The following is a 780-nucleotide window of genomic DNA, read 5'->3' on the forward strand; positions in this document are numbered from 1 at the left end:
GCTCTAGGGTCTGTTGAGATTTAGCGTGAGTGGATCACGGTGGTGGCGAGGTAGATCATCGCGGCGAAGCTCTGGTCGGTCTTTTCGCTGCGCATGGCGATGCGCTTGAAGTCCTTCAGCTTGCAGAAGAAGTTCTCGATCAGGTGGCGCCACTTGTAAGCCTCCTTGTCGAGGTCGCGGGCGATGGCGCGCCTCGGATGTTGGGCGATCACCGCCTTGACGCCGCGTTCGTCGAGTTCGGCGATGATCGCGTTGCTGTCGAACGCCATGTCAGCGATCAGGGCATCGAAGTCGAGGCCCTCGATCAGCGGCGGGACGCCGACCGTGTCGAAGCGATGGCCGGGCAGCAGGACGAAGCGCACCAGGTTCCCGAGCGCATCGCAGAGTGCCAGGATCTTGGTCGTCATGCCGCCTTTCGAGCGACCAATGGCCTGGCTCTGCGTCCCCCTTTTGCGCCTTGCCCGTGGCGGTGGACCTTCACAATGGTTGCGTCGACCATGGCGTATTCCATGTCAGGCTCGTCCGAGCAGGCCTCGAACAGCCGCTGGAATACGTCGGCCCGCACCCAGTCGCGGAAGCGGACGTAGACCGAGTTCCACTTGCCGAACATCGGCGGCAGGTCACGCCACGGACTGCCGGTCCGCGCGATCCATAGCACCGCCTCGACAAAAAGGCGGTTGTCTGCACCGCTCCGCCCGCGATCACCCAGCTTGCCCAGGCAGTGCGGTTCCATCTTCGCCCATTGCGCGTCAGTCAGAACGAATCGCTCCATCCAGAGCT

1 protein-coding gene is annotated in these 780 nt (G+C 63.1%); it reads right to left on the bottom strand.

Annotation, left to right across the window (positions count from 1 at the left end):
• Positions 1–20 precede the first annotated feature (20 nt).
• Positions 21–772, bottom strand: a protein-coding gene (locus E5N76_RS29260; protein WP_149541511.1) for an IS5 family transposase whose coding sequence is annotated in 2 segments (ribosomal slippage) — positions 21–442 and positions 442–772 — 753 coding nt in all. Because the reading frame shifts where the segments join, the coding sequence is not laid out codon by codon here.
• Between the last annotated feature and the right edge of the window lie 8 nt (positions 773–780).

This window comes from Siccirubricoccus phaeus, assembly GCF_008360935.1.
Lineage (GTDB): Bacteria > Pseudomonadota > Alphaproteobacteria > Acetobacterales > Acetobacteraceae > Siccirubricoccus > Siccirubricoccus phaeus.